Genomic DNA, 26,796 nt, shown 5'->3' with positions numbered 1-26,796 from the left:
CGTGCGCTTGTTCGGGAAGTCGCGGCCGGGAGGCCGCGACCGGTGGACCGGCCCCGCAGGCCGGCCGGGAGAACAGAGATGAGGTCCCATGCCCTTCGCCGACCTGGGGGACGTGCGTCTCTTCTACACCGACGACGCGCCCGGAGACGGCGCCGCGGACGGCACCCCCGTCCTGCTGGTGCACGGCTTCGGCGCGGACGGGCTGGACTGGGCCTGGCACATCCCCGCGCTCCGCGCCGCCGGCCACCGGGTCATCGTCCCCGACCTGCGCGGCCACGGCTCGTCCTCGGCCCCCGAGGACGGCTACCGCCCCGAGGACCTGGCCGGCGACCTCGCCCGGCTGCTGGACCACCTCGGCGTCGGGCGGGCCGTCATGTTCGGCCACTCGATGGGCGCGATGGTGGTGACCGCGCTCGCCCTCGCCCGCCCCGGCCTGGTGCGGGCGCTCGTCTGCGCCGATCCGGGCTACGGGCAGCCCGAGGAGGTCGCCTCGTTCCTGCCCGCACTGGTCGACGGGCTGCGGCAGGACCCGCACGCGGCCGTCCTCCGCATGGAACCGGTGCTCTACGTCCCGGGCACCCCGGCGTTCGTCCGCGCCTCGCACACCCGCAAGATCCTGGCCACCCCCGCGCACGTGCTCTCCCAGGCGTTCCCGGCCATGTTCACCGCCGCCGGGGCGTGGGGCGCACGGCCCGGCTCGGACGGCCCGGTGGCCGCCCGCACCTGCCCAGTGCTGACGATCTGGGCCGACGAGAAGTCGGCGGCCTGGGAGAACGCACTGCTCAAGCATCCCGCCTCCAAGGCCGTCGCCTGGCCCGGGAGCGGGCATCGGCTGCACGAAGAGCGGCCGGACAGATTCCTGAACGCCGTCAAGGACTGGCTAGAGGAACTCGACAAGCTCGACAAGGAGAAGTCCGCGTGAAGTTTTCCATCTTCCTGAACCCGCAGATCCCCGGGTCGGGCTGGGCCGCCGAGGAGAACGCCAAGGCCAGGCGGCCGATCGGACGCGACGTCGAGTCGTACCAGAAGCTGCTGGACGAGGTCCGCGAGATCGCGGTGCACGCCGACCAGATCGGCTTCGACGCGCTGATGATGACCGAGCACCACTTCCACTCCGAGGGGTTCGAGTTCTCGGTCAACCCGCTGATGTTCCTGACCGACCTGGCCGCCCGCACCGAGCGCATCCTGCTCGCGCCGCTCGGCCTGGTGCTGCCCGCCTGGGACCCGATCCGGGCCGCCGAGGACGTGGCGCTGCTCGACCACTTCTCCAAGGGCCGGCTGCGCCTCGGCGTCGCCCGCGGCTACCAGGCCCGCTGGGCCAACGTGCTCGGCCAGCGCTGGAACGCCGCCGCCGCCCGCTCGGACGGGTCCAAGTCCGACAACCGCAACTTCGACGTCTTCGGCGAAGTCCTCAAGATCATGAAGATGGCGTGGGCGAACGACAACCTGCGCTACAAGAGCGACGTGCTCGACTACGAGGTGCCCAACCCCTACAGCGGCATCGAGGGCTGGCCCGCGCAGGAGTGGACCCAGACCTTCGGCGCCCCCGGCGAGATCGACGAGAACGGCGTCATCCAGTCGGTCTCGGTCTGCCCCAAGCCGTACCAGAACCCGCACCCCGAGCTGTGGCAGCCGTTCACGGTGTCGGACCGGTCGGTCATCCGGGCCGCGCAGGAGGGCATCATGCCCTGGATGTTCACCCCGAATCCCGACGACCACGCCGCCAAGGCCAAGCTCTACCAGGAGGAGTGCGCCAAGCAGGGCCAGGACTACGCGCTCGGCGAGCACACCGGCATCCTGAAGATCGTCGGCATGGCGGACACCCGGGAGGAGGCCATCGCCACCTACGGCAAGGGGATGCAGAAGGACTTCGCGTCGTTCTTCGGCCCGTTCGGGTACCTGGAGGTGCTCCGCAAGAAGGAGGACGACAGCCACAAGCCCATCTCCCCGGAGAAGGGCGACTTCAAGCGCATGAACGAGGTCGAGATGGCGCTGCTCGGCACGCCGGACGACGTCAAGCGCGGCATCCAGCGGATGCTGGACCGGATGCCCGACCTGGAGTGGTTCGGCCTGTTCATGCAGGGCCAGCAGGGCGTGCTGCCGCTCGACACGGTCAAGCGCAACCTGGAGATGTTCGCCACCAAGGTGATCCCCGAGTTCCAGGACTGAGGGATCGTGGAGTTCTGGCTCGGGGCGGCTTTCGTCGACACCCACGAGTACGTCGGGCTCGCGCGGGCGGCCGACCGGCTCGGCTACGACACGGTCGCGGTGTCGGACCACATCTTCTACACCGACTACGACGCGTCCTACCCCTACACCGAGACGGGCGCGCCGCCGTACAAGCCCGGCACGCACTGGCCGGACGTGTGGGTCACGATCGGCGCGATGGCGGCGGTGACCGAACGCGTGCGGTTCGCCACCAACGTCTACATCGCGCCGGCCCGTGACCTGTTCACCGTGGCCAAGGCGGTGTCGACGGCCGCCGCGCTGTCGGGCGACCGGACGACCCTCGGCGTCGGCGTCGGCTGGTGCAAGGACGAGTTCCTCCAGACCGGCCAGGACTTCCACACCCGCGGCAAGCGGCTGGACGAGATGGTCCCGGCGCTGCGCGAGCTGTGGAAGGGCGGCCGGGTCGAGCACCACGGCGCGTTCTACGACTACGGCCCGCTGAGCATCGCCCCCGTCCCCGGGGCGCCGGTCCCGGTCTTCATCGGGGGCGACAGCGACGCGGCGCTGCGCCGGGCCGCCCGGATCGGCGACGGCTGGATCGGCAACCGGATCTACTCCGAGGACCAGCTGGAGGACCTCCTGACCCGTCTGGAGGGCTTCCTCGCCGAGCACGGCCGCACCCTGGCCGACCTCGACGTGATCGCGCCGATCGGCGCGCTGCCGACCGCCGACCTGTACCGCAGATGGGCCGACCGGGGCGTGACCGGCACGATGGCGGCGCCCTGGTGGCTGGCCACCGAGGGCGAGAAGGCCGCGCACGGCACCGCGCCCGGCCTCAAGATCGCCACGATGGAGCGGTTCGCCGAGGAGGTCATCGCGAAGATGTGACGCGGGCGACCGCGCGGACGGGCGCGCCGTCGCCCGCCAGCGCGATCGGGAAGAGGCTCACCTCGACGCGCCGGCCCGCCTCCTGGGCGTCCAGGAGGCGGTCCAGCGCGGTGAGGTTCTCGGCGATCACCGTCCCCGCGCCGCACAGCACCCGGTGCGCCGCGAGCGTGAAGCCCTCGTCGCCGGGCGGCGGGGTGCGGTCCACGCTGAGCGCGTCGATCCCGACCGTCCGGACCCCGGCGGCGACGATCGCCTCGGCCGCCGCGGCCGACGGGTAGGGGTGCGCGAGGTACTCCGCGCTGCCCCAGTACCGCGACCATCCGGTCGCGATGAGCAGGACCGTGCCGGGCCCGAGCCCGTCCGGAAGGGCCTCCGGGCCGATGGCCGAGCGCGGCGCCATCCCGCGCGCGTCCAGGACCACCGCCGGGCCCGTGAACCGTTCGAGCGGGATCTCCTCCAGCCGCGGCAGCGCGTCGTCGATGTGGAACGGGGCGTCCACGTGCGTGCCCGACTGCGACCCGAGGTGCAGCCGCGCGAGGTTCACCCCGTCGCCCGCCGCCGTCAGCGCCGGGACGATCTCCACCTCCGGGTCCCCCGGATACACCGGCATCCCCGTGACGAGCGGCACGGACAGGTCCACCAGCTCAACCGACATGCCGCCAAGTATCGCGCGGGCACCCGATAGCGTGTGGCGCGTGCTGCCACTAGTCAACGCCGTCCGCTATGTGACACCGCTGCGCGAGGGCGGGTCGCTGCCGGGGATCGTCGAGTGCGACGACCTCGGCACGTACGTGATGAAGTTCCACGGCGCCGGCCAGGGCCGCAAGGCCCTGATCGCCGAGGTGATCGCCGGCGAGCTGGCCCGCCGGCTCGGGCTGCGCGTCCCCGAGCAGGTGGTGATCGAGCTGGACCCGGTGATCGGCCGGCACGAGCCCGACCCCGACGTGCAGGACCTGCTCAAGGCCAGCACCGGCTGGAACCTCGGCTCCGACTTCCTGCCCGGTTCGCTCGGCTTCGACCCGCTCGGCTGGCGCCCGGACGCGGCGCTGGCCTCCCGGGTGCTGTGGTTCGACGCGTTCATCGGCAACGTCGACCGGAGCTGGCGCAACCCCAACATGCTGGTCTGGCACGGCCGGGTCTGGCTGATCGACCACGGCGCGAGCCTGATCTTCCACCACGCCTGGGCCAACGCCGAGCGGCTGTTCTCGGGCCCCTACGACGTCGACGACCACGTGCTGACCCCGTACGCGAGCGAGCTGGCGGCGGCCGAGGCCGAGTTCACGCCGAAGATCACCGAGGCGGTGCTGCGGGAGGTCGCCGCGCTGGTGCCGGACCGCTGGCTGGAGGGCGAGCCGGGCTTCACCGACCCCGCCGCGCTCCGCGACGCCTACGTCGACCTGCTCCTCGCCCGCGCCGGCCGGCCCCGCGACTGGCTGCCCGACCTCGCCGTGTCGGCCCGCCGGCCCGACACCACCGCCCGCCGTGGCGAGAACCGCCCCACCTGGCTCGGCGGCCCCGTATGACGCCCCCGAGCGAACGGGGGGCACTCCCGCGGGAGCAGCTCTTCGAGTACGCGGCGCTGCGGGTGATGCCCCGGATCGAGCGGGGCGAGGTGATGAACGTGGGGGTGGTGGTCTACTGCCGCGCGCTGGAGTTCCTCGGCTGCCGCACCCGGGTCGACCCGGAGCGGCTGCTCGCGCTGGACCCGGGGCTCGATCTGGAGGGCGTCCGGACGGCGCTGAAGGGTGTCGCGGCGCTGTGCGGGGGCGGCCCGCACGCGGGGCAGGCCGGGGACGAGCCGGCGGGGGTCAGGTTCCGGTGGCTGACCGCGCCGCGGAGCACGGTCGTCCAGCCGGGGCCGGTGCACGCGGGGCTCACCGGGGATCCGGACGCCGAGCTCGGGCGGCTGCTGGAGCTGCTGGCCGGCTGAGGGTCAGTCCCACTCCCAGCGGATGCCGTGGTAGCCGGCCGGCATGCCGAACTCGATGAAGTGCGCGCTGTGGTAGCTGGAGGTGCGCAGGTCGGCCGAGTCCTTCAGCGCGGTGTGCCCGTCGGGCCGCCAGGTGCGGTGGCAGCGGGCGGGCAGGGCGGACGGGTGGAACCGCACCTCGATCAGGTACTCGTGCTGGGGGGCGCGGAACCCGCGGCCCTCCTCGGTCACCTCGGGGCCGGTCTCGTCGAACCCGAACCCGTACTCCAGCAGGTAGGTCTCGCCGCGGCCGAGCGCGCGGTCGAACAGCAGCTCGGCGGCGATCAGCCCGCTGGCCTCGTCCATCCGGACGCGGCCGAACCGGCAGCCGCGGGCGGTGCGGGACGAGGGCAGGACGCGGTGCGGATGGTGGTAGACGGCGATCCAGCGGTCGACGCCGCGCTGCTGCGCCTGGAACACCGCGCGGGTGTGCACCTCGCGCAGCTCCCGGTGGGGGCCGATGACGTACTGGTCGTGCAGGCTGAGCCCGCTGAGCCGCCGCTCGCCGCGGGTGCCGATCTCGTCGAGCAGGTCGCGGACGCCGGGCTCGGGGCACAGCTCCTCGACCGGCAGCCACGGGCCCGCCGTCCGTTCCGCGGACGGCTTGAGGAGGGTGAGCAGGGAGTGCCGCGGCAGTTCGAGGATGACCTCCAGGCCGCGGACGGCGCGCAGCGAGTCGGCGCGCTCGGGCCGGGTCCGGCCGCGCTGCCAGTAGCTGAGGGTGGAGAGGCTGACCGCGACGCCCTGCTGCTCGAGGCGGCGGCGCAGTGCCTCCAGGCTGAGGCCGCGGGCCTGGATCGCGGCGTGGAGGGCGACGTTGAACGGACCGTACTGAAGTAGCTGGAGGAGGTCCTCCTCGGTGACGCTCTGCACCGCCATCGGCCTCCGGATCGGCTCCGGCCGGCCCCCGTCGACGGCCTTGACAACAGCATTTTCACCTTCAGCGCTCACTGTAAGACCACCGGCTGCCAATGCCAATCGGCAACTTCTGCCAACAACTGCCCGGTCGCGTTCGCATCAGTCCCATTCCCATTCGATGCCGAGGATGCCCCGCCGCACGTCGCCCACGGCCAGGTGCGCGCTTCCCGAGGTGCCGATCCACAGCTCCGCCGCGCGCCGCTTGGGCGCGTCCCCCGTCTCGCGGGAGAAGCCGTAGCAGCGGGCCGGGAACATGTCGGCGTGGAACTGCACGACCGCGAGGTAGTCGCGCACGGGCCGCGGGAAACGCCGCTGGTAGTCGAGGTGCTCGGGTCCGCCGGGGGGCAGGTGGAGCTCGTACTCCACGACGGCGGTGTCGCCCGCCGCCAGGACCCGGTCGAGGACGAGCTCGAAGGCGAACAGCCCCCCGCCGCGCCGGATCCGGCCGGGCCGGCAGTAGCGCAGCCCGCCGAGCTCGGGGCCCTCCGGGATCGCGGGGACGGGATGCGCGCAGACGACCCGGTCGATGTCGTCGCCGGTGGCGCGCAGGACCTCGCGCACGGTGAGGGTCAGCGGGCGCCGGTCCAGGCCCAGCCGGTACAGGTCGTGCCGGCTCAGCCGTTCCAGCCGGTGGTCGCCGGACCGGTCGAGCTGCGCGACGAGCCCGGCGTACCGGGCCGGGTCGGACCAGAGCCCGGCGGCGGCGCGGCCCCGCCCGCCGCCCGGCGCGGCGGCCCGGACGGGGCCGGCGCGGCCCGGCGCCCCCGGCGCGGGGACGGCGGCGGGCGCGGGGTCGTCCAGCAGCTCGGTCAGCGTCCCGGCGGGGACGCGCAGGACCTCTTCCAGCATCGCGACCACCGCCCGGGAGCGCGGGCGGCTGCGGCCCCGCTGCCAGTAGCTCAGGGTGGCCACGCTGACGGCGAGGCCGCGCTGGCCCAGCCGGTGGCGGATTCGCTCCAGGGTCAGACCGCTGTCCTGGACCGCCTGCCGTAACGCGCCGGCGAACTCCACGGGCGGATCGTACCGGTCCGTGGTGGTCTCGCAGATCCGCCGACCGCCGGTACCCCCGGTTCCGGATGTCAGAAAAGGACCGACATGAAACGGCTGATCTCGATGAGGCCGACGCGGTGGTAGGTGGCGCGGGCCCGCGCGTTGTAGTCGTTGACGTACAGCGACACGGTCGGCGCGATCGAGCGGAGCGCCTCGTCGACGACCGCCGCCATGCCGGGCGCCGACAGGCCCCGGCCGCGCAGGTCGGGCGGCACCCAGACGCCCTGCACCTGGCAGGCCCTGGGGGTGACCGCGCCCACCTCGGCCTTGAAGACCACCCGGCCGTCGTCGATCCGGGCGAACGCGCGGCCCTCCCGGATGAGCTCGGCGACGCGGGCGCGGTAGAGGACGCCGCCGTCACCGGCGTTGGGCGAGACGCCGACCTCCTCGGTGAACATCGCCACGCAGGCCGGGTAGACGATCTCGAACTGGTCCATCGCGACCCGGCGCACCCCCCGGTCGAGCGGCACCTGCGGGGCCGTCGAGGTGGCCATCACCGGCTGCGCCGCGCGCACCGCGCGGGGCGGCCCCCAGTAGGGCGCGAGGATCTCCCACAGGTCGGTGACCGCGTCGATCGGGCCGACGATGGACGAGCAGCGCCGGCCCTGCGCCCGGGCCCGCTCGGCGAACGCCCGGACCGCGTCGGGGCCGGCGGCCACCGGGATGAGGTTGGCGCCGGAGTAGCACAGCGCCGCGAGCCGCCCGTCGCGGACGTAGCCCCAGACCTGCGCGCCGAGCCGCCGCGGGTCGAGCCCCGCGGCGTGCACGCGGGAGCCGACGAACACGTTGGCGACCGGATCGGCGTCGAGGATGGCCAGCGCCTCGTCCCGGTACCGGTCGTCGAGCAAACGCACGGGCAGCGACCCGAGCATGCGCACGGCTACCGGCTCCGGTAGGGGAACGGGACCCGGACGGGGTCCAGCGCAGTGAACACCACGCCGACCAGCCTATGACTTTCGCGAACCGGTCTACGCCACCGGCTCCTGTACCGGCCGGTCGCCTCCGCCGGACGCGCGCCCGTTCCGCTTGGTCGGACGGGCCTTCGGCGGGGCGGAGGCGGGGCAGGTGGCGTCCGGACCGGGCCGGTTGCGCGGCAGCGAGCCGTCGCGCAGGTAGCCCGCCACGACGGGGTCGACGCACTTGTCGCCGCCGAGCGTGATGCCGTGGGTACCGCCTCCGACCTGCGTCACCAGCCGGGCCGACGGGAAGGTCCGGCTCATCTCCAGGGCGCCCGCGTAGGGGGTCGCCGCGTCTTCGGTGCCCTGCACCAGCAGGATCGGCGGCAGGCCCGCGCGGCCCCGGACCTCGGGCGGCGGCCCGCCGGGCACTGTCCACGTGGCGCAGGGGGCGTTGTACCAGGCGTTGCTCCAGGTCTCGAAACGGTAGCCCTCCCGATACTGGCGCCGGCTGTCGTCGTGCCACCGCTTCCAGTCGCGCGGCCAGGCGGCGTCGCGGCACTGGACGGCGTTGTAGACCGCGTAGTTGTTCTGGTCGAGCCAGGTGGGCGGCTGCCATGCCTTGCGCAGCGGGCCCGGGTCGTGCCGCACGGCGAAGGCCGAGAGCGCGCCGGCGTGGGCGGCCCAGTCGCGGTCGCCGTACCCGTCGGCGAGGAACACGTCGTCCAGTTCGGACGGCCCGACCCGCCCGCCGAGCGGCTTGGCGGCGAGGGCGGCGCGGACCTTGGCGTAGGAGCGGCCGACCTCGGCGCGGGTGCGGCCGAGCCGGTAGACCCGGGCGTTGCGCGCGATCCACCCGAAGTAGGTCCGGATCCGCTTCTCGAACGCCACGTTCTGGTCGAGGTTGTCCTGGTACCAGACCCCGCTCGGCCGGACCACGCTGTCGAGCGCCATCCGCCGGACCCGGCCGGGGAACATCGTGGCGTACACCGCGCCGAGGTAGGTGCCGTACGAGTAGCCGAAGAAGTTGATCTTGTCTTGGCCGAGCGCGGCCCGGATCGCGTCCAGGTCGCGCGCCCAGTTCGCCGAGCCCATGTGCGGGAGGACCCGGCGGTACTTGGCGCCGCAGTCGCGGGAGTAGGCGGCGGCCCGCGCGCGCCAGGCGCGCTCGGCGGCGGCCGTGGCGGGGACGGTGTCGGCGCGGGGGCGCCCGGGGTTCTGGTACTTCTCCCCGCAGCTCAGCGCGGGCCTGCTGGCCCCGACGCCGCGCGGGTCGAAGCCGATCCAGTCGTAGCCGGCCGCGACGTCGGGCGGCATCCCGTTGGTGAACAGGGCCGGCAGGTCGCGGCCGTGCGCGCCGGGACCGCCCCGGTTGAGCAGCATCACGCCCTGCGAGCGGGCGGCGGTGTGCCGGGCCCGGGTGAGCGCGAGCGTGATCTTCTCGCCGCCCGGTCTCCGGTAGTCGAGCGGGACCTGGACGTTCGCGCAGTCCAGACCCTTGAGCCGCTCCTTCTCCAGCGGGTCCTTGTCGGGGCAGCGCGTCCAGGAGACGGCGCCAGAGGGGCGGGGGGCGGGGCCCGAGTCCAGCGCGGCGGCTGCGGTGACGGTTCCCAGGGCGACAGCGGCGGCGACCGCACCTGCGGCGGCGCTCTTTCCAGCGGCGTTCAGCACTCCCGCTTTCTACCGCTGCCGGGGCCGTCCGCCACTGACCCTGGATTCGCGCGTTTCCCCCCGCAACCAGGTCAAGCCCGTCGGGTCCGGCCGCGGCAGGCCGTCCCTCCCGGGGCCTCGGGAGGGACGGCCCGCCACGGACCGGCGTTCTAAGCCCGGCCGACGGACGGCTCATACGCAACCGTGCCACAAGCGGCCGGGCCGGAGGGGTCTACCGGCGGCCGACCGGCAGGTCCTTGCCCTTCGGGGTGGCCGCGGCCTTGACCGCGGTCGGGTTCGGGTCGTTCAGCTCCGGCAGCGCCTGGCAGGTCGCGTCGGCGCCCGGCCTGCTCTTGGGGAGCGCGCCGGTGTCGAGGTAGGCGGCGACCTTGTCGTCCAGGCACGCGTTGCCGTTGAGGGTGTTGGCGTGCGTCTTGCCGCCGATCTCCTCCACCAGCCGGGACGAGGGGAACGCCTTGTGCATCGCCAGGCCGCCCGCGACCGGGGTCGCGCCGTCCAGCGTGGACTGGACCAGCAGGATCCCCGGCATGTCCTTGCCCTTGAGCTTGAGCGCGGGGCCGCCCTTGACCGGCCAGAAGGCGGTCGGGGCGTTGTACCAGACGTTGCTCCAGGTGTTGAAGCGGTAGCCCTGCTTGTTCAGCTTGACCGCGTCGTCGTGCCACTTGCTCCAGTTGCGCGGCCACTTGGCGTCGGCGCCCTGCACCGCGTTGTAGACGGCGAAGCCGTTGTCCTCGCCGCCGGTGTTGAGGTTGTCGAGCAGCGCGGCGGGGTCCTTGTCGTTCACCCAGGCCGACAGCGCCTCGGCATAGGGGATGTAGAAGCCGGTGTTGTAGCCGGCGTTCAGCACGATGTCGTCGAGCTCGTCCGGCCCGATCTTGCCGGCGATCGGCGACCTGCCGGCGTCCGCGCGGACCTTGTAGTAGCGGGCCTCGACCTGCTTCTCGGTGCTGCCGAGCTTGTAGATCGAGTTCCACTTGGCGGCCCAGGCGAACCAGAGCTTGATGTTGCGCTCGAACGCCTTGTCCTGCTCGAGCTGCGCGTCGTACCAGACCGTCTTCGGGTTGACGTTGCCGTCCCACACCATCCGCCGCACCCGGTTCGGGAACAGCGTGGCGTAGGTGGCGCCGAGGTAGGTGCCGTACGAGAAGCCGTAGTAGTTGATCTGCTGCTGGCCGAGCGCGGCGCGCAGCGTGTCCAGGTCGCGGGCCGCGTCGGTGGTGCGCATGTGCGGCAGCATCCAGCCGACCTTCTTGGCGCAGTCGGCGGCGTACTTCTTGGACTTGGCGACCCAGGCCCGCTCCTCCTTCGCCGACGCCGGCACGTAGTCCGGGCGGATCGGGTCGGAGTAGTTCGGGTCGCAGCTCAGCGCGGGCTTGCTGGAGCCGACGCCGCGCGGGTCGAAGCCGATGATGTCGAACTTGGCGGCGGTGGCGCCGTGGCCGATCGCGCCGAACCAGCGGGGCAGCGCGGCCGAGTAGGGCAGCCCGCTGCCGCCGGGACCGCCCGGGTTGACCAGCAGCACGCCCTGGTAGTTCTTGGTGTCGGTGGCCTTGACCCGGGACACCGCGATCGAGATCTTGCGCCCGTTGGGCTTGCGGTAGTCCAGCGGGACCGGGAGCTGCGCGCACTCGGCCTTGTTCATCGGGTCATCCGGCCCGCTGACCTCGCACTTGCCCCAGGCGACGCCGGACGCGGCGGTCGCTGCGACCGGGACCGCGGTGGCCGCGTTCGCGGTGACGGCGACGGCGGTGCCGCCGACGCCCACGGCCGCCGCGGCCGCGACGAGAACGATCCTCTTCACCAGACCCCCTTGATCCGGCGGGGCCGCGCGCGCCGGTGCGGGCCGCGGCCGAACGCCGAAAAATAGCCGATAAGTGGATAAACGGAGATTGTGGCGCCAGCGGCACCGCGGACGGCAGAGGCCGTCGTGAGTGGATGCGAAATCGTGACGTGATCCACGGAACTTCGTGATCTCTCATCGCGTTGGGGTCCCGGCCGTACGGCCGGGACCCCGGCGGCGAGGCGGTGCCGCCCGTCAGGACGGCGGCACCCTCGCGATGGGCCGTGTCGGCCCGGCTACTTCAGCGCGCCGTCCAGGGACGTCGCGGCGCCGACCTTGCTCCTGGTCTGGGCGGCGGACTCGGTGGCCGGCACCGGGTCACCGAGCTGCGGGACGTGGACGGTGTCCGGCTTCGGCCGCTTCCCGGTCAGGAAGTAGGCGTCGAAGTAGGCGTCCACGGCCGCCGAGCCGCGGTGCACGATGCAGTGCGTCCGGTCGCCGTCCTGGACCACCAGGCGCGAGCCCTTGAGCCGGCTGTGCATCTCCAGGGCGCCGGCGTAGGGGGTCGCGGCGTCGGCGGTGGACTGGAACATCAGGATGTTCTCCGGCACGTCCTTGCCGTGGCCGATGTTCACCGGCTTGCCGGCCTTGGCGGGCCAGGTGATGCAGGGGGCGTTGTACCAGGCGTTGCTCCAGGTGAGGAACGGGTGCTTCTTGTGCAGCTTGTCGTTGTCGCGCTGCCACTTCTTCCAGTCGGTCGGCCACTGCACATCGGTGCACTGGACGGCGTCGTACACCGCGTAGCCGTTGTCGTCGGCGCCGCCGGTGGTCTGCGCGCCGAAGGTGCCCGCGAAGGTGGCGGCGTCGCCGGTCTTGTAGGCCGCCAGGCCCACGCCGTACCCGTGCCAGATCGCCTGGGTGCGCCGGTAGGCGGCGTTCTGGATGACGTCGGTCAGCTCGTCCGGGCCGACCGCGAGGGTCTGGCCGCTGGACGGGTCGGTGTAGGTGACCGGCTTGCTCGCCAGGTCCTTGCGCAGGCCGTAGAAGAACCTGCGCACCGCGGCCTGGGACGAGCCCAGGTGGTAGACCGAGTCGTACTTGGCCAGCCAGCCGAAGTAGTACTCGATGTTCTGGTCGAACGCGACGTCCTGGTTCAGGTTGGTGTCGTACCAGACGCCCTTCGGCCCCACGTTGCCGTCGAGGACCATGCGGCCGACCGTCTTCGGGAACAGCGTGGCGTACGCCGAGCCGAGGTAGGTGCCGTAGGAGGCGCCGTAGTAGTCGAGCTTCTTGCTGCCGAGGGCGGTGCGGATCGACTCCAGGTCGTTCACCGAGTCGATGGTCTTGATGTGGTCCAGCAGCCCGATCCTGTCGGCCTTCTTGCACGCCGCGGCGTAGCCCGCCGACTTCTTCAGCCAGGTCGCCACCGACGCCCTGTCACCGGTGCCGTAGTCCGGCCGCGGCGCGTTGGTGTAGTCCGGGTCGCAGGTCAGCGCCGGGACGCTCATGCCGACGCCGCGCGGGTCGAACCCGATGACGTTGAACGCCTCGCGCATCGGCGCGGAGTTCTGGGCGAACACGCGCGGGCCGAACAGCGCCCCGCCGCCGCCGGGGCCGCCCGGGTTGACCACGATGTCGCCCTTGGCCGCACCCTTGCCGGTGTGCGGGGTCCGGGTGAGCTGGAGGGTGATCTTCTTGCCGCCGGGCCTGGCGCGGTCCAGCGGGACGGCCAGCTCGGCGCACTGCACGATCTTGGAGACCGGGTAGATCGCGTCGTAGTTGTCGGCCACCGTCTTGACGAAGTCCGCGGGGCAGGTGTGCCAGTTCAGCGCGGCGGTGTCCGGTCTTCCGGAGGGACCGGCCGCCTGGGCGCTCGCGGCCCCGAGCCCGGTGAACCCGAGCCCGGCCACCGCGGCCAGCACAACGATCTTCTTCACATATCCCCCTTTGAGTCACGACTCCGAGCGAGTCGGACATACGGGCCAAATGTGAAGATTGTTACGCTCGCCGGCGCTCAGGCGGCAGGGGCTTTCGTCAGTGGATGCACAATCGTGACAAGATTCTCGGAACCCGACAATACGCAAGAACGTTCCGAAACGCGGCGACCTCCGGGAACGCCCCGGGACCCCGGGAACGCCCACGGGACCCCCGGGAACGCCGAAGAGGCCCCCGGGATCACCCAGGGGCCTCTCGCGTGTCTTCTCGCGCGGACTAGCTCACCACGACCTCCGCGCCGGGGCCGCTCACCGACCCGTCCTCGCCGATCTCGATGCCCATGTCGTCGGCGATGCGCATGGCCTCTTCGATGAGGGTCTCGACGATCTGGGCCTCGGGGACGGTCTTGACGACCTGGCCCTTGACGAAGATCTGGCCCTTGCCGTTGCCCGAGGCGACACCGAGATCGGCCTCACGGGCCTCACCCGGACCGTTGACCACACACCCCATCACCGCCACCCGCAACGGCACCGGGAAATCCTTCAGACCCGCGGTGACCTGCTCGGCCAGAGTGTAGACATCGACCTGGGCCCGGCCGCAGGACGGACAGGACACGATCTCCAGACCCCGCTGCCGCAACCCCAGCGACTCCAGAATCGCCGTACCGACCTTGACCTCCTCGACCGGCGGCGCCGACAGCGACACCCGGATCGTGTCACCGATCCCCTGAGCCAGAAGAGCACCGAACGCCACCGAGGACTTGACCGTCCCCTGAAACGCCGGCCCCGCCTCGGTCACACCCAGATGCAACGGATAATCACACGCCGCCGCAAGCAGCCGATACGCCTCGATCATCACCACCGGATCGTTGTGCTTCACCGAGATCTTGATGTCACCGAACCCATGCTCCTCGAACAAAGAGCACTCCCACAACGCCGACTCCACCAACGCCTCAGGCGTCGCCTTCCCATACTTCTCCAGCAGCCGCTTGTCGAGCGACCCCGCGTTCACACCGATCCGGATCGGCACCCCCGCCCCCGACGCCGCCCGAGCGATCTCACCGACCTTGTCATCGAACCTCTTGATATTCCCCGGATTCACCCGCACCGCCGCACAACCCGCGTCGATCGCGGCGAACACGTACTTGGGCTGGAAGTGGATGTCAGCGATCACCGGGATCGGCGACTTACGCGCGATCGCGGGCAACGCCTCCGCATCGTCCTGCGAAGGAACCGCCACCCGCACGATCTGACAACCCGACGCCGTCAACTCAGCAATCTGCTGAAGCGTCGCATTCACATCCGCCGTCAACGTCGTCGTCATCGACTGCACCGACACCGGCGCATCCCCACCCACCGGCACACCACCCACCATGATCCGCCGCGACACCCGGCGCGGCGCCACCGGGCGGGCGGGCGCCTGCCCCTCGCCCTCGCCGCGGACCATCGGAATACCCAGTGAAACGCTCATCCCTCTCCTCTGGCTTGTTCTGCTCCTCCGGGAGCAACCCCCAGACCCCGCAGAAGGAGGGCCGCACCGACCGCTCGCCCCGCTTTCGGCTGGCCCCTACCACCCTAAGCGCCGAGCACGTATGGGGTGACGTGGACGGGTCAGCTACATAGTCACGATCTGACTACCTTCTGTGACTTGATCGTACTATTGAGGCAGCCGAAGCGGATTGACCAGGTCGGCGAGGATCAGCAGCACCCCGAACCCCACCAGGACCAGGACGGCCAGATAGGTGATCGGGAGCAGCCTGGTCATGTCGACCGTGCCGGGATCGGGGCGGCCCCGCAGCCGCGCGATCCGGGCGCGGGCCCGCTCGTAGGCGACGACCGCCAGGTGCCCTCCGTCCAGCGGCAGCAGCGGCACGACGTTGAGCGCCCCCAGGAAGATGTTCACCGAGACGACCAGCGACAGGAACAGGGCGATCTTGTCGCGCCCGGAGCTGTGTGAGGAGAAGATCTGGCCCGACACGTCGGTCGCCCCGACCACGCTGCCGACCTGGCCGCCGGGCGTGCTGCCCCGGTCGGGCGAGAACAGCCGCGGGATCGCGGCCGGCAGGCCGGCCAGCGCCCGGCCGATGCCGGCGACGGCGGTGCCGACGCCGCGCGCGGCGAAGACCGTCGCGTTGAGCGGGCCGACCCGCTCGTATCCCTGGCCGGTGACCTTCGCCGACATCCCGAGGAACGTCTCGCCGGCCACCCGCGCCGGCCGCACGGTCAGCGTGACCGGCCCGGCCGCCCCGCCCGGCCCGGACGGCCGTTCGACGACCACCTGGACGGGCCGTCCGGGCGGCGCCGCGGCGATGGCCGCGCGCAGCCCGGCCCAGGTGCGCACCCGCGTCCCGCCGAACGAAACGACGCGGTCGCCGGCGCGCAGCCCGGCCTCCTTGGCCGGGGACGGCGGGCGGCCCCGCTCGCAGACGTCCTGCAAGGTGGCCGGGACGCACGCGCTGACCTGGTCGACGGTGGTGCTCGCCGAGCCCGGGACGCGCACCCCCACGGCCATCGCCATCACCATGAGCAGCACGAACGCGAAGGCGAAGTTGGCGGCGACGCCGGCCCCGATCACGATCGCGCGGCGGCCGGCCGGCTGGCGGTAGAAGGCGCGCGGCCGGTCGGCCTCGTCGATCTCCTCCAGCGGGGTGTAGCCGACGATCTTGACGAAGCCGCCGAGCGGGATCGCCTTCACCCCGTACTCGGTCTCGCCCCGCCGCCGCGACCACAGCGTGGGCCCGAAGCCGACGAAGTACTGGGTGGCCTTCATCCCGAACCGCTTGGCGGTGAGCAGGTGGCCGCCCTCGTGCAGCATCACCGAGGCGAGCAGCGCGACGACGAAGGCGACCGCTCCGAAGAGGAAGGCCATCGCGCTCCTTCGCCGTGCCCATCGGTCAGGCGGGCGCGGTGAGCTCCCCGGCTCGCGCGCGCGCCCGCTCGTCGGCCGCGAGGACGTCGTCCAGGGTCAGGCCCGCGCCGGCGCCCGCCGCCCGATCGTCGGGCACCTGCTCGTCCACTACCCGCGTGATCGTGTCGACTATCCCCAGGAACGGCAGCCGTCCGGCACGGAACGCCTCGACGCACTCCTCGTTGGCCGCGTTGTAGACCGCCGGCGCGACACCGCCGAGCTCGCCGACCCGGCGGGCGAGCGCCACCGACGGGAACGCCTCGTCGTCGAGCGGGAAGAACTCCCAGGTGTGGGACGCCGTCCAGTCCAGGCCCGGGGCGGCGTCCGGGACGCGGTCCGGCCAGTCCAGCCCGAGCGCGATCGGCAGCCGCATGTCGGGCGGGCTCGCCTGGGCGAGGGTCGAGCCGTCGGTGAACTCCACCATCGAGTGGATCACCGACTGCGGGTGCACCATCACCTCGATCCGGTCGAAGGGGACGTCGAAGAGCAGGTGCGCCTCGATCACCTCCAGCCCCTTGTTGACCAGCGTCGCCGAGTTGATCGTCACGACCGGGCCCATGCTCCAGGTGGGGTGGTCCAGCGCCTGCTCGGGCGTGACGCCGGCCAGCTCGCCGCGGGCCCGGCCGCGGAACGGCCCGCCGCTGGCGGTCACCACCAGCCGCCGCACCTCGTCCGCGCGCCCGCCTCGCAGGCACTGGGCGAGCGCGGAGTGCTCGGAGTCGACCGGGACGATCTGGCCCGGCCGGGCCCGCTCCTTGACCAGCGGGCCGCCGACGATGAGCGACTCCTTGTTGGCCAGCGCGAGGGTGCGCCCGGCGTCGAGTGCCGCGAGGGTGGAGGCCAGGCCGAGCGCGCCGGTCACACCGTTCAGCACCACGTCGCTCTGCCAGGCGGCGACCTCGGCGACCGCCTCCGGCCCCGCGACGATCTTGGGGATGGGGTAGTCGCCGGTGGCGTAGCCGCGCCGCTGGGCCTCGGCGTAGAAGGCGAGCTGGAGCTCCTGCGCCGCGGACGCCTTGGCCACCGCGACGATGTCGGGGCGGAACTCCAGGGCCTGCTCGGCGAGCAGCCCGACCCGGTCGCCGCCGGCGGCCAGCCCGGCCACCCGGAACCGGCCGGGGTTGCGCCGGATCACGTCGAGGGCCTGGGTGCCGATCGAGCCGGTGGAGCCGAGCAGGACGACCTCGCGGGCGGCCGGGGCGGCGTTCGAAGGTGACATCACGGGGTCCATTGTCGGCCATGGCGGACCGGTGCGGGGGCCGCCCGGCGCGTCGGCCCGACATGCGCGAACGGCCAGAACTGCAAGAACGCCCCGGACACCTTCGTCCAGATCTGCCACTAGTCGCGGCAAATATCGCGAACGTAGCTTTCGGCGCATGAGACGCTCCCCGCGCACCATGACCCTCGCCGCGCTGGGCGGCGCGGCACTGACCCTGCCGCTGCTCGCCGTCCCCGCCGCCCAGGCCGCCACCGCCCCGACCCCGGTCCCCTCTCCGTCCGCCCGCGCGCAGGCCACCGGCGGCGCCGAGCAGCAGCGGGTGCTGCGGTTCTGGACGCGGCAGCGGATGGCCTCGGCCACCCCGATGGAGAAGCTCTTCAAGCCGAAGGGCGTGGACCTGGCCGCAGTGCGGCGCGGTCTCGCCAAGCTCGTCCCGATGTCGGTCCCGAACGGCGGCGCCGCCTGGACCGGCGGCGGGGCCGTCACCAAGACCGCCGGCCGGGTGTTCTTCACCTACCAGGGCCGCACCGCGTCCTGCTCCGGCGACGCGGTGACCAGCACCAACAAGAGCACCGTCGTCACCGCCGGGCACTGCGTGAAGCTCGACGGGGCCTGGCACACCGACTGGGTGTTCGTGCCCGGCTACAAGGACGGCGACCGTCCGTACGGGACGTGGACCGCGAGCAAGACGCTGTCCACACCCCAGTGGACCGCCAGCGAGGACCTCAACTACGACGTCGGCGCGGCCGTGGTGAACCCGGTGGACGGCAAGAAGCTCGTGGACACCGTCGGCGGGCAGGGCATCGCGTTCAACCAGGCGCGCGGCCAGTCCATGTACGCGTTCGGCTACCCGGCCGCCGCCCCCTACGACGGCTCCAAGCTGACCTATTGCAGCGGGACGGTCATCGACGACTTCCTTCAGAGCAGCGACCTCGGGCTGGACTGCGACATGACCGGCGGGTCCAGCGGTGGACCGTGGTTCCTGAACTTCGGCGAGTCGGCGGGCACGGGCATCCAGAACTCGGTGAACAGCTTCAAGTACAACCTGCCGTTCCTGTCCGACTACATGTTCGGCCCGTACTTCGGGACCGACGCGCAGAACCTGTACAACACGGCTCAGTCCTCGTAGCCGGGCCCGGCTACGAGCCGTCCGGCCGGTCGCGCGGGAGCGGGTCGCGCAGCAGCGGGAGGCGGAGGACGAAGCGGGCGCCGCGCTCGCTGTCTCCGATGTACAGCCGTCCCCCGTGCGCGTTCGCGATCTCCCGCGCGATCGGCAGGCCGAGGCCGCTCCCGCCGGCGTCCTTGCGGCGCGAGGAGGCCAGCCGGGTGAAGCGCTCGAACACGCGCTCCCGGTCCTCGGGCGCCACGCCGGGCCCGTCGTCGCGGACCTCCAGCACCGCCTCGCCGCCGTCCGCCCGGACCTCCACCTCCACCCGGGCGTCGGCGTGCCGGTCGGCGTTCACCAGCAGGTTGAGCAGCACGCGGGCGAGCTGGAGCCGGTCGCCCTCCACCAGCACGCCCGGCTCGGAGCGGACCGTCACCGGCAGGCGCAGCGTGCCGCGCGCCACCTCGGCCTCCGCCAGGTCGCCGAGGTCCAGCGGCGCCCGCGCGGGCTCGGCCCCGGAGTCCAGCCGGGCCAGGGCAAGGAGCGCGTCCACGATCTGGTGCAGCCGCTCGGCGTCGCCCAGGGCGTGCTCCAGCGTCTCCCGGGGGTCGGTGCCCGCCGGGTCGTCCAGCGCGAGCTCGATCCGGGTGCGCAGGCCGGTGATCGGCGAGCGCAGCTCGTGCGAGGCGTCGGAGACGAACCGGCGCTGGTGCTCCACCGCCCGCTCCAGCCGGTCCAGGGTGGCGTTGACGGTGCGGGCCAGCCGCTCGATCTCGTCGCGGGTGCCCGGCACGGGCATCCGGCGGCTCAGGTCGGACGCGGTGATCTCGGCCATCTCGGTCTCAATCGCCGCGACCGGCCGCAGCGTCCGTCCCACCGCGCGCCACATCCCCCACGCGGCGAGCGCGAGCACCACGACGCAGAGTCCGGCCATGACCGACTCCAGGAGGTAGTTCCCGAGGATCCACGGTTGCGGGACCGCCGCGTACACCGTCACGGGCCCGTACGCCTTGGCCACGACGTCGAACCCGACGACGATGACGCAGTCGGGCAGCAGGTCGCTCCGCGCGCAGACCCTGGTGTCGACCCGCGTGTCGAGCCGGCTCGGCCGCGCCCTGGTGATCGGCGGGCGGCCCTGGAGCGGGGCGCTGGAGGCCACCACCCGGCCGGAGCCGGCGGAGACCACTTGGACGAGCACGCCGCTCTGTGCCGGAATGTGGGTGGGCAGCCGTCCCGCACCGGCCGCGACCGCGACCTCGCGGGCCGCGCGGGCCGCCACGTCGGTGCGATGGCTCAGGATCAGATGGTGCAGCAGCGCCGCGGTGACCAGGACGGCGGCCAGCAGCAGCGACCCGACGACGCTCATCGCGAGCAGCGTCACCCGCGCGCGGATCGAGCGCGGCCGGCCCGGCCACGCGCTCAGCGGGACGGTCGTCGCCGGCATCTCTCCTTTGTATGCCCCGCGCCTCCAACGACCGGTAAAGGATCACTCCCGCCACCCCGCCGCGGCCCGCCGACCTTGGGGACGGAACCGACACGTCAGCCTTTACCACCCCTTTCACCTGCGGTAGCGGCGAGCACACCCTTGGCGACCTATAAAGGAATCACGTGAAGTCGACTCCCGCCAGGGGGATGGGCATGGGCCAGACCGACGAGCCGAGGTTCGACCCGGGTGCGCTGACCACCGCACAGCGCCAGGGCGCGGCCTGCGTCGTCTGTCGGAAGCAGTGGCCCCGGCCGCGCACGCGCGTCGGCCGCCTGCCGGATTCGTCCGGGGTGTTCGCGTGCGAGGAATGCGCACCCGCCCTGCCGGCAACCCGCGAAGCGGGCTCTCCGGGAGCCGACCACGCACGCCGGACGACCGGCCGGGAGGCCGGTTCCGGCGGGGGCGCCGGTCTTCGACCGAGGCGGGCGCCCCGGAGGTCTCTCCTGGAGGAGGGTGACCCGGGCATTCGGGGGGAAGCCCGGGACCACCCGACAGGCGTGCCCGGCTGGGGGCGGCCGGGCGCGCCGGAGAGACCGTCGCGCGGGCGGGGGGCCCGCCCGCGCAGCCCGTCCCCGCCGCGTTAGCCGGGACCCCGCCGGGCGGGGTTGGTCGCCTCGATCCACTTCTTGGTCCACTCAGCGTAGTCGGTGCAGTCGCCCTTGCCGGGCTTGCCCTTCTTGCCGGTGCCGCACGCCTTGGCCGGGGTGTGCGCGAAGATCACCTCGTCGAGGTAGCCGCGGTCGCCGACCCGGTAGGCGTCGCAGAACTCGCGCTTGAGCCGGTCGCCCGAGCACGCCTGCGGGTTGGCCGGCGCGACCCCGGTCCACTCGGCCACCTGCTGCTGGACGTCGGGCGAGGCGGTCCACTGGAGCCACTGGTACATGCAGTTGGGATGCTGGACGCGGGCACCGATCATCCAGGCGTTCATCCAGCCCGTGACGCCCTCGGAGGGGACCGCGGTCTGCACCGGCCGTCCGGCCCGGTTCAGCACGTCGGCCTGGTACGGCCACACCACGCCGAGCGCGGCGCTCTGCTCGCCGCCCGGCCCCGTCGGCCTCACCTTGGGCGCGTCCGTGCCCGTCGGGGTGGGCGTCGCCGTGCCGGACGAGGGGGGCGCGGGCAGCGGGGAGGACGCGGGCGGGGGCGCGTCGCCGCTCCGGCCCGTGGCGCCGCCGAGCCCGGTGCCGCCCCCGGCGAACGCACTGATCGCGTCGGCGGGGAGCTGCCAGTACTCCTTGACGTGCGGGCGCTGCTTGGCCAGCACCTTCCCGGCGGCGTCGAGCTGCTTGGCGGTCAGCGAGTAGGGGTCGCCGATGTGGAGCTTGCGCTCCTTGTCCTTGAGGTAGAGGGCGGCCTCGGCGATGGCGAGCGGGCTGTCGCGCATGATGAGCCGCCCGGAGTAGCGGCGGGCCTGTTCCGGCTCGAACAGGGCCGCCCAGCTCGACGGGGCCGGCTGGACCGTCCGGGTGTCGTAGGCCAGCAGGTTCGAGCCCCATGTGAACGGGACGCCATAGAACCTGCCGTCGCGCTTGAGCAGGCCGCGCAGGCGCGGTTCGAGCTTCTTGTAGCCGTCGACCAGGTTGGGGTTGACGGCGACGACCTGGCGGTCGGCGATGAGCCGCCCGGACACTTCGGGCGGCGCCGACACACCGTCGTAGCGCCGGTTGGGGTCGCTCATGAGGTCGGCCATCTCCTCCGGGGAGCGGGCGGCCTTCCAGCCGACCTTGCAGCCCGTGCGCTTCTCGAACGGGGTGACCCAGTCGACCCGGGGGTCGCTGCCGCCGTTCTCCACGTAGCCCGACAGCGAGACCAGGTTGATGGCGCCCTCGCCCGGGCCGAGCGTGCTGGCCACCCGCACCGCACCGGCCGGTTCGTCGTCGCCGCTACAGGCGCCGAGACCCGCCGCCGCCAGCACCGTGGTCACCACCAAGGCCGTCACCTTGGCCCTCAACCGCATGTCGCTCCCGATCCGTCCACCGGGCCGTCCCCCGCGCGGACGGGCCCGTCGGCGCAGCGTAGCGCCTCCGGCACCGTGAGGCCGCGTGCGACGCCGCGAGGACGCGCGGCGCGGGACGGCACGGGAGCGCATTCCACCCTTCCCGTCGTGCCGAACATCTCCGCGCGATTCGATCGCCGGCCACCGGACGGGGATCCACCATCCCCGCCTTTATGAACCATTCACAAAGCCATTTTCGGACGGATTGGCTGCGGCGAAGAGAGCCGCCGCGGCCCGGGGGGCGGTGGGTGCTGGCGTCCGTGCCACACACGGAGGTTGCTGGAGAGGGGTGTGGCACGGGCTGCCGCCCATCCCGGGGCCGCGGCGGCGCCGGCGTGCGTGGCGAGGTTGGGGAACAGCGGATCACCTTGCAGTGCCGCTCGGCCACGCGGACGCCGGCACCCGGCGGAACGGGGACGGTGTGACGCCCTCGAGACGGAGGAGATTCGAGGGGCGTCGCCCGTCCTGCCGGGGGTCGCGGGACGGCCGGAGGCCGTCGTCGGTCATCGGATTCCCTACTGCGGAGTGCTGGATCACCTCGATCAGTGCGATGAGCCGCTGCGGGGTCTCGGCCTCGACGAAGTCCCCGCCGCCCCGGCCCCGGGGCGGCAGCGCCCACCAGTGGGCGGTGAACGGGCCGAACCAGACGGTCCAGCCGGGGTAGCGCCGGCCGAGCGCTTCGACCTCGGCGGCGTGGTCGTCAGCAGTCATCGCGCGGCTCCCTGCGCCGGACCCCGGACCTCGATCCTGACTCCGAATCCCGACCTTTTACTTATTCATCCCATTTAATTGGGATATTTAGATTGTGTCCGCGGTCACAGGACGAGTCAACACTTGTAGCTATTATTTGTCGAGGCGGCGGAGACGAAAATTGACGACGAGAACTCCCAGGCGGAAGAAGTTCCCGACGCTGCGAAGGAACGGCGCGAAGGGGCGGCGCGGTTCGCGGCGTTTATCGCTCTCTGGGTGATTCATCCCACCGGCCCGAACCTCAGGTGTCCGATCCGGTCCCGCCGATCGATCCGGTCAGGTCCGCACCGCCTCGTCCACGCTCTCCAGCGCGCCGATCAGGATGCCCAGCCCCTCGGCGGCCTCCTCGCCGGTCAGGTTCAGCGGCGGCGCCATCCGCAGCACGTTGCCGTACAGGCCGCCCTTGCCCACCAGCAGACCACGTGCGCGCGCCGCCTCCATCGCCGCCGCGGCGAGCGCCGGGCCCGGCCCGCCGGTGCCGGGGTCCACGAGCTCGACGGCGAACATCAGCCCCTTGCCGCGCACCGCCCTGACGCTCGGCAGCCGCCCGGCCGCCTCCTCCAGCCCGCCGATGAGGAACGCGCCCTGCTTGGCGGCGTTGGCCTGGAGGTCGTGGCGCAGCACATAGTCGAGGGTCGCGTTCGCGGCGGCCATCGACAGCGGGTTGCCGCCGAACGTGGACAGCCCCACGGCGGTCGGCCCGTCCATCAGCTCCCCGCGCGCGACGACGCCGCCGACGGCGAAGCCGTTCCCCAGCCCCTTGGCGAACGTCATCATGTCCGGGACCACACCGTGGTTCTCGATGCCGAAGAACCCCTGGCCGGTGCGTCCCCACCCGGTCTGCACCTCGTCGGAGACGAACAGGATCCCGTGCTCGTCCAGCACCTCCTTGTAGGCGGCGAACAGGCCGTCCGGCGCCATCGTGAACCCGCCGACCCCCTGGATCGGCTCGGCGATCAGCGCGGCGACATCACCGCCGGCCGCGGCGGCGAGCACATGCCGCAGGTCCTGCACGCAGGCGTCGATGTACGCGGCGTCGGGCATCCCGGCGAACAGCGGCCGGTCGCGGTCGGCGCCGTGCAGGAAGTGCACGTTGAGCGGCGAGTACGGCACATTCGTCCACGCCCGGTTGCCGGTGACGCCCATCGCGCCGAAGGAGCGGCCGTGGTAGGCCTGCCGCATCGCGAGGACCTGGTCGGTCCGGCGGGCGCGGACGGCCAGCAGCAGCGCGGTCTCGTTCGCCTCGGTGCCCGAGTTGGTGAAGAAGACCTTGGCGTCCGGGATCCCGGACAGCCGCGCGATCTTCTCGGCCAGCTCGACCTGCCCGCGCAGCAGGTACGCGGTCGAGGTGTGCACGACACCGGTCGCGAGCTGGCGCTCCACCGCCTCCCGCACCTCGGGCACGGCATAACCGATCATGTTGCTCAGGATGCCGGTGAAGAAGTCCAGGTACCGGCCGCCCTCGGCGTCGGTCACGCGGGCGCCCGCGCCACCGGCGATCTCGATGGGTTCGTCGTAGTTGAGCGCCAGCCAGGACGGCATGACCGCCCGGTGGCGCCTGAGCAGACGCGCGTGTTCCGCCATGACCGGAGTCTGCTCGGAACGCGCGCGCCCGAATCCCGGTGAATACACCCTGTAAGGCCGCTGCCCCGCTGTGTTGACAGCATGTCCCGATATCATCCGTGCCGATGCTTCCGACCCTGGACGACGTGCTCCAGCTCGACGCGGTGCGCCGCGGGCAGCCGCGCGTCGTCGCCGGCGCCGACCGGACCGGCAACCGGATCCGCTGGGTGCACGTGGCCGAGGTCGACGACATCGCGCACCTGCTGCACGGCGGCGAACTGGTGCTGACCACCGGCATCGCCCTGCCCGACGACCCCGGCCGGCTGCGCGCCTACATCGCCGAGCTGGCCGAGGTCGGCGTCAGCGGGCTGATGGTCGAGCTCGGCCGCCGCTACGCCCGCGCCCTCCCGGCCGCGCTGACCGCCGCGGCCGAGCACCACGGCCTCCCGGTGGTCGTGCTCGCGCACGAACCGGTGTTCGTCGACATCACCGAGTCGGTGCACGCGCGGATCGTCCAGGACCAGTTCGCCGAGCTGCGCGCCTCCGAGCGGCTGCACGAGATCTTCACCCAGCTCTCGGTGGAGGGCGCCTCCACCGACGAGGTCGTCCGCCAGGTCGCCGCGCTCGCCGGGTACCCCGTCGTCCTGGAGAACCTCTCCCACCGGGTGCTGGCCGCCGACGCGGGCGGCGGCGACCCGGCCCGGCTGCTCTCGGCCTGGGAGACCCGGTCCCGCGCGGTGCGGCCCGAGCGGCGCACCGCCTACGACGCCTCGTCCGGCTGGCTGGTCACCGCGGTCGGCGCCCGCGGCGAGGACTGGGGCCGCCTGATCGTCGTGCTCGGCTCGTCCCCCACCGCCCGCGACACGGTGCTGATCGAACGGGCCGCCACCACCCTCGCGCTCGGCCGGCTGCTCGACCGGCACGCCGAGAGCCTCGAACGCCAGGCGCACGGCACGATCCTGACCCGCATCCTCGCGCACTCCTACTCCGACCCCCACGAGGCCGCCGCGCGGGCCCGCGCCCTCGGCGTCCCCCTGTCGGGACGGCGCCTGCTCGGCGTCGTCCTGCGCCGCCGCACCCCGCCCGCGACCGCCGCGCCCGAGCTCGCCGAGCTGGCCGAGGCCGCCGCCGCGGCCTGTAAGAACGCCCGCCTGGCCGCACTGGTCGGCATCCTGGACGAGGGCGGCCCGCAGGCTCGCGTCGGCGTCCTGGCCTCACTGCCCGCCCGCGCCGACGCCGAGACCGCGCTCGCCGAGGTCGCCACCCGCGTCCGCGCCCGCACCGGCGGCGACTGCGTCATGGCCGCCGGTTCGCTCGTCGACTCGGTCCGCGACGTGCGCCGCTCGTTCCAGGAGGCCGAGCAGGTCGCGGACGTCGCCTGCCGGGGCTCGGGCGCCCGCCTGTTCTACCGGCTCCCCGACCTGCGGCTGCGCGGCCTCCTGCACCTCCTCCGCGACGACGTCCGCATGCAGACGTTCGTCGAACGCGAGCTCGGCCGCCTCCTGGAGTACGACGCGCAGCACGGCAGCGACCTCACCCGCATGCTGGAGCTCTACCTGGACGCGGGCCGCAACAAGGCGGTGGCCGCGCAGCGCGCCCACCTGTCCCGCCCAGCCTTCTACCAGCGCCTCCACCGCATCGAACGCGTCCTGGACGCCGACCTCGACGACGTCGAGTCCTGCGTGTCCTTCCACGTGGCGCTGCTGGCCCTCAGCTCCGTCCGCTGGGAACACCCCTGACCCACCGCTCCGCGCCTTCCGGGGTCTCGCAGGGTCGCTGGTTGATAGCCTTGAGTGTCCGGGACCGAGCGACCTCGGAGCACCATCCCAGGAGGACATCCATGACGGCGGAGCCCATGCCCGAATACGGACCGGCGTCCGCGCCGGAGCCCCAGCCCCGGTCCGACCACCTGACCGCCGTGCCGGACTGGCTGATTCCCCCAGCGGACGGCTTCACCGCCGAAGACCTCGATCGCCTTCCGCAATTGCCCCCTCACACTGAGCTGATCGATGGCAGCCTGGTCCTGGTGAGCCCCCAGTCCAGTTTCCACACGCTGACGATGGATCTTCTTGTCAACGGCCTCCGCCGCTCCGTCCCGGAGATGATGCGCGTCCGCCGGGAAATGACCGTCACTCTCGGGCGGCGGCAGCGTCCCGAGCCCGACCTGATGGTGCTGCGGGCCGAGGCGGTGACCGGGCCGGAGGAGACCGGCTACCGGCCCGAGGACGTCGTACTGGCGGTCGAGGTGGTGTCCCCCGACTCGGTCGAGCGGGACCGTGAGCGCAAGCCGGCGCTCTACGCCAGGGCGGGGATCCCCCATTTCTGGCGGGTGGAGAAGAACGAGGGGCGCCCGGTCGTCTACGTCCACGAGATCGACCCGGCCACCGGCGCCTACGTGGCGACGGGGATTCACCATGACCGGCTCAAGCTCACCGTGCCGTTCGACGTCGATGTCGACCTGACGGAGATCGACCGGCTCTGACCGGCGGACGGG

Annotated in this window: 22 protein-coding genes; 8 read left to right on the top strand and 14 right to left on the bottom strand. The window is 72.6% G+C overall.

The annotated features are described in order from the left end of the window. Nucleotides 1-88: 88 nt before the first annotated feature. The 3 genes from OHA34_RS33455 to OHA34_RS33445 are packed head-to-tail and all read left to right on the top strand — an operon-like array spanning nt 89 to nt 3,057. Nucleotides 89-922 carry an alpha/beta fold hydrolase gene (locus OHA34_RS33455; RefSeq protein ID WP_285937326.1) on the top strand — a complete coding sequence of 278 codons (834 nt, stop codon included), beginning with the start codon at nt 89-91 and terminating at the stop codon, nt 920-922. Beyond that, a complete protein-coding gene (locus OHA34_RS33450) occupies nt 919-2,169 on the top strand; it encodes an LLM class flavin-dependent oxidoreductase (RefSeq protein ID WP_285937327.1) in 1,251 nt (416 codons plus the stop codon). Before OHA34_RS33455 ends, OHA34_RS33450 begins: the two co-directional genes overlap by 4 nt. Before the next feature lie 6 nt (nt 2,170-2,175). Further along, the gene (locus tag OHA34_RS33445; RefSeq protein ID WP_285937328.1) at nt 2,176-3,057 is read left to right on the top strand and encodes a TIGR03619 family F420-dependent LLM class oxidoreductase; all 882 of its coding nucleotides are present in this window, start codon (nt 2,176-2,178) and stop codon (nt 3,055-3,057) included. Here OHA34_RS33445 and OHA34_RS33440 read toward each other — a convergent pair. Beyond that, nucleotides 3,041-3,712: a cyclase family protein gene (locus OHA34_RS33440; protein ID WP_285937329.1), complete on the bottom strand. Its 672-nt coding sequence runs from the start codon at nt 3,710-3,712 to the stop codon at nt 3,041-3,043. The two genes, OHA34_RS33445 and OHA34_RS33440, sit on opposite strands and share 17 nt — an antisense overlap. Here OHA34_RS33440 and OHA34_RS33435 point away from each other — a divergent pair. Continuing rightward, the gene (locus OHA34_RS33435) at nt 3,711-4,580 is read left to right on the top strand and encodes a HipA family kinase (RefSeq protein ID WP_443029603.1); all 870 of its coding nucleotides are present in this window, start codon (nt 3,711-3,713) and stop codon (nt 4,578-4,580) included. The genes OHA34_RS33440 and OHA34_RS33435 overlap by 2 nt on opposite strands. Next, nucleotides 4,577-4,987: a DUF3037 domain-containing protein gene (locus OHA34_RS33430; protein ID WP_285937331.1), complete on the top strand. Its 411-nt coding sequence runs from the start codon at nt 4,577-4,579 to the stop codon at nt 4,985-4,987. Before OHA34_RS33435 ends, OHA34_RS33430 begins: the two co-directional genes overlap by 4 nt. Nucleotides 4,988-4,990: 3 nt before the next feature. On the opposite strand, the gene OHA34_RS33425 is transcribed toward OHA34_RS33430, so the two are convergent. The 9 genes from OHA34_RS33425 to dxr form a co-directional block, all read right to left on the bottom strand. After that, entirely contained in the window at nt 4,991-5,905 is a 915-nt protein-coding gene (locus OHA34_RS33425; RefSeq protein WP_285937332.1) for a hypothetical protein, read from the bottom strand. A 138-nt stretch (nt 5,906-6,043) separates the two neighbouring features. Continuing rightward, a complete protein-coding gene (locus OHA34_RS33420; protein ID WP_285937333.1) occupies nt 6,044-6,955 on the bottom strand; it encodes a helix-turn-helix domain-containing protein in 912 nt (303 codons plus the stop codon). Nucleotides 6,956-7,023: 68 nt separating this feature from the next. Further along, nucleotides 7,024-7,866: a GNAT family N-acetyltransferase gene (locus OHA34_RS33415; RefSeq protein WP_285938587.1), complete on the bottom strand. Its 843-nt coding sequence runs from the start codon at nt 7,864-7,866 to the stop codon at nt 7,024-7,026. Nucleotides 7,867-7,962: 96 nt separating this feature from the next. Further along, a complete protein-coding gene (locus OHA34_RS33410; RefSeq protein ID WP_329519918.1) occupies nt 7,963-9,561 on the bottom strand; it encodes an alpha/beta hydrolase in 1,599 nt (532 codons plus the stop codon). 211 nt (nt 9,562-9,772) lie between these two features. Beyond that, entirely contained in the window at nt 9,773-11,362 is a 1,590-nt protein-coding gene (locus OHA34_RS33405) for an alpha/beta hydrolase (protein ID WP_329519917.1), read from the bottom strand. Nucleotides 11,363-11,637: 275 nt separating this feature from the next. Next, nucleotides 11,638-13,278: an alpha/beta hydrolase gene (locus tag OHA34_RS33400; protein WP_285937336.1), complete on the bottom strand. Its 1,641-nt coding sequence runs from the start codon at nt 13,276-13,278 to the stop codon at nt 11,638-11,640. 274 nt (nt 13,279-13,552) lie between these two features. After that, nucleotides 13,553-14,746, bottom strand: coding sequence for a flavodoxin-dependent (E)-4-hydroxy-3-methylbut-2-enyl-diphosphate synthase (gene ispG, locus OHA34_RS33395; protein WP_329519916.1), 1,194 nt, complete (start codon nt 14,744-14,746; stop codon nt 13,553-13,555). 186 nt (nt 14,747-14,932) lie between these two features. Further along, on the bottom strand, nt 14,933-16,144 hold the full coding sequence (locus OHA34_RS33390; RefSeq protein ID WP_329519915.1) for a M50 family metallopeptidase: 1,212 nt from the start codon (nt 16,142-16,144) through the stop codon (nt 14,933-14,935). 25 nt (nt 16,145-16,169) lie between these two features. Further along, nucleotides 16,170-17,402, bottom strand: coding sequence for a 1-deoxy-D-xylulose-5-phosphate reductoisomerase (dxr, locus tag OHA34_RS33385; protein WP_285937340.1), 1,233 nt, complete (start codon nt 17,400-17,402; stop codon nt 16,170-16,172). A 157-nt stretch (nt 17,403-17,559) separates the two neighbouring features. On the opposite strand from dxr, the gene OHA34_RS33380 reads away from it, so the two are divergent. After that, nucleotides 17,560-18,531, top strand: coding sequence for a trypsin-like serine peptidase (locus OHA34_RS33380; protein WP_329519914.1), 972 nt, complete (start codon nt 17,560-17,562; stop codon nt 18,529-18,531). 10 nt (nt 18,532-18,541) lie between these two features. Here the strand turns inward: OHA34_RS33380 and OHA34_RS33375 are convergent, their stop codons facing one another. The 4 genes from OHA34_RS33375 to OHA34_RS33360 all read right to left on the bottom strand — a co-directional run bounded on the left by OHA34_RS33375 (nt 18,542) and on the right by OHA34_RS33360 (nt 24,323). After that, nucleotides 18,542-19,951, bottom strand: coding sequence for a sensor histidine kinase (locus OHA34_RS33375; RefSeq protein WP_329519913.1), 1,410 nt, complete (start codon nt 19,949-19,951; stop codon nt 18,542-18,544). Between the two features lie 622 nt (nt 19,952-20,573). Continuing rightward, complete coding sequence (locus OHA34_RS33370; protein ID WP_329519912.1) at nt 20,574-21,950, bottom strand: extracellular solute-binding protein; 1,377 nt, start codon at nt 21,948-21,950, stop codon at nt 20,574-20,576. Nucleotides 21,951-22,352: 402 nt separating this feature from the next. Then, nucleotides 22,353-22,700 (bottom strand): hypothetical protein, encoded by a 348-nt coding sequence (locus OHA34_RS33365; RefSeq protein WP_285937344.1) that lies wholly within the window; start codon nt 22,698-22,700, stop codon nt 22,353-22,355. Nucleotides 22,701-23,015: 315 nt separating this feature from the next. Further along, on the bottom strand, nt 23,016-24,323 hold the full coding sequence (locus OHA34_RS33360) for an aspartate aminotransferase family protein (protein WP_285937345.1): 1,308 nt from the start codon (nt 24,321-24,323) through the stop codon (nt 23,016-23,018). A 104-nt stretch (nt 24,324-24,427) separates the two neighbouring features. Here OHA34_RS33360 and OHA34_RS33355 point away from each other — a divergent pair, with 104 nt between their 5' ends. Then, complete coding sequence (locus OHA34_RS33355; RefSeq protein WP_329519911.1) at nt 24,428-26,041, top strand: PucR family transcriptional regulator; 1,614 nt, start codon at nt 24,428-24,430, stop codon at nt 26,039-26,041. Between the two features lie 101 nt (nt 26,042-26,142). Then, complete coding sequence (locus OHA34_RS33350; protein WP_329519910.1) at nt 26,143-26,784, top strand: Uma2 family endonuclease; 642 nt, start codon at nt 26,143-26,145, stop codon at nt 26,782-26,784. The last annotated feature ends 12 nt before the right edge of the window (nt 26,785-26,796 follow it).

Source organism: Spirillospora sp. NBC_01491 (assembly GCF_036227065.1).
Taxonomy (GTDB): domain Bacteria; phylum Actinomycetota; class Actinomycetes; order Streptosporangiales; family Streptosporangiaceae; genus Spirillospora; species Spirillospora xylanilytica.
Note: the sequence above shows the minus strand (reverse complement) of the source record. Positions and strands in the feature narration are given on the sequence as shown.